At 69.7% G+C, this 6,539-nt stretch carries 6 protein-coding genes; 2 read left to right on the top strand and 4 right to left on the bottom strand.

Features of this window, described 5'->3' with window-relative positions:
* Positions 1 to 299 (bottom strand): putative RNA methyltransferase (locus tag AB0J39_RS03390; RefSeq protein WP_363461335.1); only part of this gene is annotated, 299 nt, incomplete at its 3' end.
* A 117-nt stretch (positions 300 to 416) separates the two neighbouring features.
* Here AB0J39_RS03390 and AB0J39_RS03385 point away from each other — a divergent pair.
* Both AB0J39_RS03385 and AB0J39_RS03380 read left to right on the top strand, forming a co-directional pair.
* Entirely contained in the window at positions 417 to 563 is a 147-nt protein-coding gene (locus AB0J39_RS03385) for a hypothetical protein (RefSeq protein ID WP_363461333.1), read from the top strand.
* A 27-nt stretch (positions 564 to 590) separates the two neighbouring features.
* Complete coding sequence (locus AB0J39_RS03380; protein WP_363461331.1) at positions 591 to 1,319, top strand: MBL fold metallo-hydrolase; 729 nt, start codon at positions 591 to 593, stop codon at positions 1,317 to 1,319.
* 92 nt (positions 1,320 to 1,411) lie between these two features.
* On the opposite strand, the gene AB0J39_RS03375 is transcribed toward AB0J39_RS03380, so the two are convergent.
* From AB0J39_RS03375 to AB0J39_RS03365, 3 genes are all read right to left on the bottom strand, one after another.
* A complete protein-coding gene (locus AB0J39_RS03375) occupies positions 1,412 to 2,650 on the bottom strand; it encodes an MFS transporter (RefSeq protein WP_363461329.1) in 1,239 nt (412 codons plus the stop codon).
* A gap of 89 nt (positions 2,651 to 2,739) precedes the next feature.
* Positions 2,740 to 5,961, bottom strand: coding sequence for an FxSxx-COOH system tetratricopeptide repeat protein (gene fxsT, locus AB0J39_RS03370; protein ID WP_363461327.1), 3,222 nt, complete (start codon positions 5,959 to 5,961; stop codon positions 2,740 to 2,742).
* Positions 5,958 to 6,431 carry a toll/interleukin-1 receptor domain-containing protein gene (locus AB0J39_RS03365; protein ID WP_363461325.1) on the bottom strand — a complete coding sequence of 158 codons (474 nt, stop codon included), beginning with the start codon at positions 6,429 to 6,431 and terminating at the stop codon, positions 5,958 to 5,960. Before AB0J39_RS03365 ends, fxsT begins: the two co-directional genes overlap by 4 nt.
* Positions 6,432 to 6,539 lie beyond the last annotated feature (108 nt).

Below are 6,539 nucleotides of genomic sequence, written 5' to 3'. Positions count from 1 at the left end.
GCCGGCCAGCGGGGCGTTGTGGCCCGCCGCCCGGCCTCGGGCCGGCCCGGGCCGACTGGCGTGCGCTTTTCCTTTAGGCCGGCCAGCGGGGCGTAGTGGCCCGCCTCAAGGAAACGCGCCCGCGCGGCCACCATGGCGGGCGTGTCGGCCGTGCCTGCCGGGCGGGTGAGCATGTTCACGTATCCCTGCCGCGCCACGTCGAAGGAGTGGCCGCGCGCGCACCTGACCGACCCGTCGGCCAGATGGATCGCCGTCCCGCAGGCCGGGCAGACGAGATGGTCGATGACATCGGCGAGCACCCGTCCATCATCCACCCCAAGCGGAGTGCGAACCGGTGACAAGTCGTCTGCAGGAGTACGGCAAGCCACCGGAGTTCCCATGGACACGCAAGGAGCTTTTCGAAGGGGGAGACCAAGATGACCCGCACCCGCCGCCGCTGCCCGCGCTGCCGTACCGAGCTCGACGAGGGCCCGATCCTCTACCGCTGCGCCCACTGCGAGCGCGCCGTCTACGCCGCCGACCTCGACGTCGACTACATCCCGATCGCGGCCGCCGCCCGCTGACCGACACTCGGCCTCTATGGTGGTGTGATGCCGCATGAGCCGAGAATCGTGTCCGGTGTCGAGATCGTCCCGCTCTGCGATGCCGTCGGCCCGATGAAGGAACCGGTCCGCAAACCGCTGCCCGAGATGTTTCCCGGTGCCACGTTCGCCCCCCACGAGGAGTGGGTGCTGCACTTCCACTGCTACCTGCTGCGCGCGGCGGGCCGTACGGTCCTGGTGGACACCGGGATCGGCGGCGCGCACTCGCTCGCGACCTGGGCGCCGCTGCCCGGGCGCATCGGCGCGGAACTGGCCGCCGCCGGGGCCGCGCCGGCGGACGTGGACGTGGTCGTGCTGACCCATCTGCACAGCGACCACGCGGGCGGCGCGGTCGTGGAGGGCGTTCCCGCCTTCGTCAACGCCCGTTACGTGCTGCAGAGGTCGGAGGTCGAGTGGGCCTCCGCCCCGGTCCGCGAACTGATCGTCGATCCCCTGCGGGACAGGCTGGAGGTCGTGGACGGCGACGCCGAACTCGTGCCGGGGGTCCGGGTGCTGCACGCGCCGGGCCACACGCCGGGCCACCAGTGTGTCGAGGCAGGGGATGTGGTCATGAGCGGCGACGCCGTGCTCCACCCGGTCCAGCTCGCCGATCCCGCGATCCCCTACGTGTACGACGAGGACACCGATCTCGCCGTACGGACGCGCGAGGACATCCTCGCCCGGGCCGCCGTCCTCGCCCCCTCCCACTTCCCCGACCCCTTCGTGTACCTGAAGTAATCGGTACGATCCCCGGCTTCACCGAAGCGGAGGACGTGGAGAGCGGCCGCGACAGCCGGGAGTCGAACGCCCTCTGAGAAGACGGGCTCCGGTCAGGCGGGGACCGGGGCCGGGACGGGGGTGGGGTCAACGGCGGCGCGGCGGCGGGCGCGGGTCCTGTACCGGACGACCTGTACGGCCCCGAGCAGCCAGATCGGATACTGCACGGCGAACGCCCAGCGGAAGTCGTTCTGCAGGTCCATGACGACCCCGACGAGCGCGATCAGTGACATCGAGGTGGCGAAGCCGCCGCCGTTGACGATGCCGGTGGCGACGCCGATACGCTCGGCCGGGTTGAACGTGCGGGCGTAGTCGAAGCCGATGACCGAGCCCGGCCCGTTCGTCGCGAGGGCCAGCATGAGCAGCCCGAGCGTCCACAGCGGGGCATGACCGCCGGGCCACAGCAGGACGAGCGACCACGCGCCGGCCGTGACGCCGATGACCGTGAGCACCATCCACGAGCGGCGCAGCGGGAAACGTCCGGCCAGATAACCGAGCAGCGGCCCGCAGGCCATCGCGAGCAGCGTCAGCGCGGTCAGCAGCACCCCGGCCGTACGCGGGGACAGGCCCTGCCCCTGCACGAGGAAGGGGTAGCCCCACAGCATCGTGAAGGCCGCGGACGAGCACTGAGTGGCGGCGTGGGTCCACATCCCGAGGCGGGTGCCCGGCTCGGCCCACGCCGCCCGCACTCCGGACGCCGCCGGTGCGTGCTCGGGCCTGCGGTCGCGGAGCCCGGCGGCGACGACGGCCAGCGCCACCACTCCCAGGCCCGCCGCCGAAAGGAAGGTCGGCGTCCAGCCGTACGCGTGCAGTGAGCTGATCAGCGGCACGGCCGACACGACCGCGCCGAACTGGCCGATGATGCCGGTGAGCTGCACGAGCAGCGGATTGCGGCGGGGCGGGAACCAGACGCTGACCACCCGGATCACGCTGATGAACGTCATCGCGTCGCCGCAGCCGACCAGCACCCTTCCGGCGGCGGCCGACGCCAGGCCGGTGGAGACGGCGAACAGGAGCTGGCCGAGGGCCATGACCGCCGCGCCGGCGAGCAGCATGCGCTTGGACCCCAGGCGGTCGACCAGGACGCCGACGGGGATCTGCATGGCCGCGTAGACGAGCAGTTGCAGCATCGCGAGCGTCGACAGCGCCGCCGATCCGACCCCGAACCTCGTCGCCGCGTCGATCCCCGTCACGCCGAGCGACTGCCGGTGGAAGACCGCGACCATGTACGCGAGCACACCGGCGGTCCAGTAGATCAGAGGTTTACGACTGTTCTCGCCCGTCTGCACCACGTGCATGCATTTTACCGATATGTACTTCTTGCCCCTTGGCTGCCCCTATCCCGGGGAACGGCATGTGGCAGACGGAGCTGGCCGGGCGATTACCTCTTGCGCTTGGACGGGCGGCGCCCGCCCGGCTTGCCGCCGCCGAAGAACGCCTTCACGCGCTCTCTGATGCTCTTCTGCTCCCCGCTGAGCCGGTTGGATGGCTCCTTGGCGAGCCAGGACAGGTTCTCGATGACCAGGGCCTTCCTCCTGGTCGCCTCGTGCGGTGCGCTGTGCAGGGACACCAGCCTCCAAGCGAGCCAGGTGGTGGTCGTGTGCTTCTTGCCGAACGCCCGCTCGCTGAGGATGAGGGCCGTCCCGAGCAGAGAGTGCGCTCGTGCTGCCTCGCCCAGTTCCCACAGAGTGGTGGCAAGGTTCGCCATCGCGCGGAGCGTGTCCGGGTGGTGGTCGCCGAGGAGTTGGCGGCGGGCGTCGAGGACCTGTTGGTTGAGGGTGCGTGCCTGGTCGAGGTGACCTTGTGAGTGGAGGGTGGCGGCGAGGTTGGCCATCGCGCTGAGGGTGTCGGGGTGGTGGTCGCCGAGGAGTTGGCGGCGGGCGTCGAGGACCTGTTGTTTGAGGGTGTGTGCCTGGTCGAGGTGACCTTGTGAGTGGAGGGTGGCGGCGAGGTTGGCCATCGCGCTGAGGGTGTCGGGGTGGTGGTCGCCGAGGAGTTGGCGGCGGGCGTCGAGGACCTGTTCCTCGAGGGTGCGTGCCTGGTCGAGGTGACCTTGTGAGTAGAGGGTGTAGGCGAGGCCTGCCATCGCGTCGAGGGTGTGAGGGTGGTGGTCGCCGAGGAGCCGGCGGCGGGCGTCGAGGACCTGCTCGTTGAGGGTGCGTGCATGGTGGAGTTCACCCTGGTCGCGCAGGGTGCCGGCGAGGCTGGCCATCGCGTCGAGCGTTTGGGGGTGGTGGTCGCCGAGGAGTTGGCGGCGGGCGTCGAGGACCTGTTCCTCGAGGGTGCGTGCCTGGTCGAGATGTCCTTGTGAGTAGAGGGTGTAGGCGAGGCCTGCCATCGCGGTGAAGGTGTGGGGGTGGTGGTCGCCGAGGAGTTGGTGGCGGGCGTCGAGGACCTGTTGTTTGAGGGTGTGTGCCTGGTCGAGGTGTCCCTGCGAGTGGAGAGTGTCGGCGCGGTTGGCCATCGCCGTGAGGGTGTCGGGGTGTTCGTCGCCAAGGAAGCGGCGGCGGGCGTCCAGCACCTGCTCTTCCAGGATTCGAGCCTCTTCGTACTGTCCGGCGTCGGACAGGAGGGTCGCCTGATAGGCGACGGCGGTGATGGTTTCGAGGTCGTCCCCACCGAGCGTCACGGTGAACTCTTGGACAAGGTGGTCCTGCAGTCGCTTGGCCTGTGTCAGGTGACCTTGGCGATAAAGTGCCTCCACCAGGTCCCGGCCGGCACGGAGGGTGTCGATGTGGTCAGGCCCGAGCGTGCGGACTCGGGCCTCGTACACTCTCTCCTGGGTTTTCAAAGCCGCGGCGAACCGGCCCTGCGCCACCTGGAGCAGACCGTGGGTGTTGCGGCAGCGGAGATACTCCACTGCAGTCTCCGGGAGCCGCCCTGCCACGGTCAGGGCCTCTTCGAGTATCGCCTCGGAATGGCCTAAACGGCCCCGCTCCAGTAAATATCGGGCGACCCGGTCCAGAAGGTCGACCGTTTCCGCCGGTGCGACACCGAGCCGTATGGCGTGCTGTGCGGCGGCGACGGAATGGGCGAGCATCGTCTCGCAGTCGGGCCATGAGTCCGGGTGACGTACGTCGTCGGGGAAGGCCACGGCGACGGTGGCCAGCGCGATCCCCGCCCAGCGCGGTTCCTCCTCGCCGAGTTCGGCCCGGGTGACCGCTTGCACGATGCGGTGAATGGACAGCAGACCGTCTTCGGTGTCGGCCAGCGAGTATTGACCCATGGCCCGCGTCACATCGTGGCGGCGTAAGGGGTCGGTGAGGGCCTCGGCGAGGTCGGCGGGCATGTCCGGCACCGGGGCGAGCCGGGACAGCGGGATGGCCTCGGCCCCGAGGAACGCGGCGAGGCGAAGCAGGGCGACCGCGGCGACGGACTGGGACGCCAGCCGTTCGAAGGACACCCGCCAGGTCGAGGCGATCGTCGTCTCGTTGTCCCCGGCCCGGCCCCGCGTGAACAGTTCCGGCGACTGCCGCTGCAACTGGGCGAGGTAGTCGGCCGCCGACATGCCCTCGGCGATGACGCCGGCCGCCTGGGCCAGCGCGAGAGGCAGGCCGCCCAGGGCCTCCGCCAGTTCTCGCGCCGTGTCCGTGTTGGTGACCTTGCCCTTCCGCTGTAGGTATTCCACAGCGGCCGCGGTCGGCAGGACCTCCAGGTGCCGCGTCTCCGCATGCCGCCAATTGCGCAACTGGGAAGTGATCAGCACGTGGCCGGTGATCCGGTCCGGGAGGAGCGGGAAAATCTGCTCCGGGTCCTCGGCGTTGTCGAAGATCAGCAACCAGTCGCGGCGGCGGTGGAGCGTCTGACGGAGCGCCGGGATCGCCTGGTCGTCCTGGTCGAACGGCAGGCCCAGTTTCTTGGCGAGCTCCGCGTAGTCCCCGCGCAGGGTCGTCGGGTCCTCGGCCCGCACCCACCACACCACGTCGTAGCCGTTGCCGTACCGAAAGGCGTACTGGATGGCGAGCTGGGTCTTGCCCAGGCCGCCAAGTCCGGTGATCGCCTGGATGGCGGAGGCCGGGCGGTTCGCGCGGAACGCGCGGTAGAGGTCCGTGAGCTCGTCGTCACGCCCGACGAAATCCGGGTTCGGACGCTGCCCGCGCAGCTGCCACGCCTCCGGGTCGGCGGCGGGAAACCGCACACGCTTCCCGGCTGCCTTGGGAAAGCCTCCGCTCGCCACGCGTTCGGCGCGTTCGGCCACTCCGGCCAGCAGGCGCCGCCGGGCCTCGTCCCCGCCGTCCTCGCGGCTCACGTCGCGCAGGTCGATCGGCACGTACGCGGCCAGTAGCGGCGGCCTCTCGCATTCGGCCAGGAGGACGGGGATGAGAGCCCGGTCCTTGCCCTCCACCTCCTGAAGCTGCGCGGCGGCCCGTGCGGCCGCTTGGACGGCCTCGTCGGCTTCCGACAGCAGGCAGAGCGTGTGGCGGCTCTTGGCCAGGGCCTCGTCGAGCTTCGCGAGCAGGTTGTGCCCAGGCCGGAAGTCCCACGACTTGAGGACCACGCCGTAGCCGGCGCCTTCCAGCTCCGCTCCGATCCACTCCGCCCACTGGACATCGGCGTCCGCGTGACAGACGAAGAAGTCCGCGGTGTAGTCGTCGAGACTCACCGGCGTGCGCCGCCGGGGAATCCGGGAACGCGCGGGGTCCGGGCGATCGAGGGGGAGACCCCGGCCAGGAGCCGGTCCCGCGCCTCGGCCTCCTCGACTTCCACCAGATCGATGTAGACCAGCGGTCCGAGCAACGGGGTGACATCGCATTCGGCCACCCGCACCGGTATGAATCCACGTTCTTTGCCGAGCAGCGTCTGACGATAGGCCGCGGTCCATTCGGCCTGGGTGAACATGGAGCTCAGGTAATGGGGAGAAAGCACGCCCAGAACGTGGCGGCAGCCGGACAACGCCTTGTCCATTCCCGCCATGAAGTTGTCCCCGGGCCGGAAGTCCCAGGCCTGGATGGTCGTGGTGTAGCCGGCGTCCTCAAGGGTCCGCGCGATCCAGGTCGCCCAGGTTTCGTCCTTGCCGTTATAGGTGACGAAGAAGTCCTTTTCCTTGTTTTCGGTCGGGTCGTTCTTCGTCATGACGCCTCCGTCGCTGCCCTGATACCAAGCGCCCCCGTCGCCGGTAACTTACCGGGAATTTCGCGCGAGAACGGTCCACACGAAAGAGCCCGATGAACGGCGATGCGC

The organism is Microbispora sp. NPDC049633, assembly GCF_040675265.1.
GTDB classification, from domain to species: domain Bacteria; phylum Actinomycetota; class Actinomycetes; order Streptosporangiales; family Streptosporangiaceae; genus Microbispora; species Microbispora maris.
This window is presented reverse-complemented; position numbering and strand designations above follow the sequence as displayed.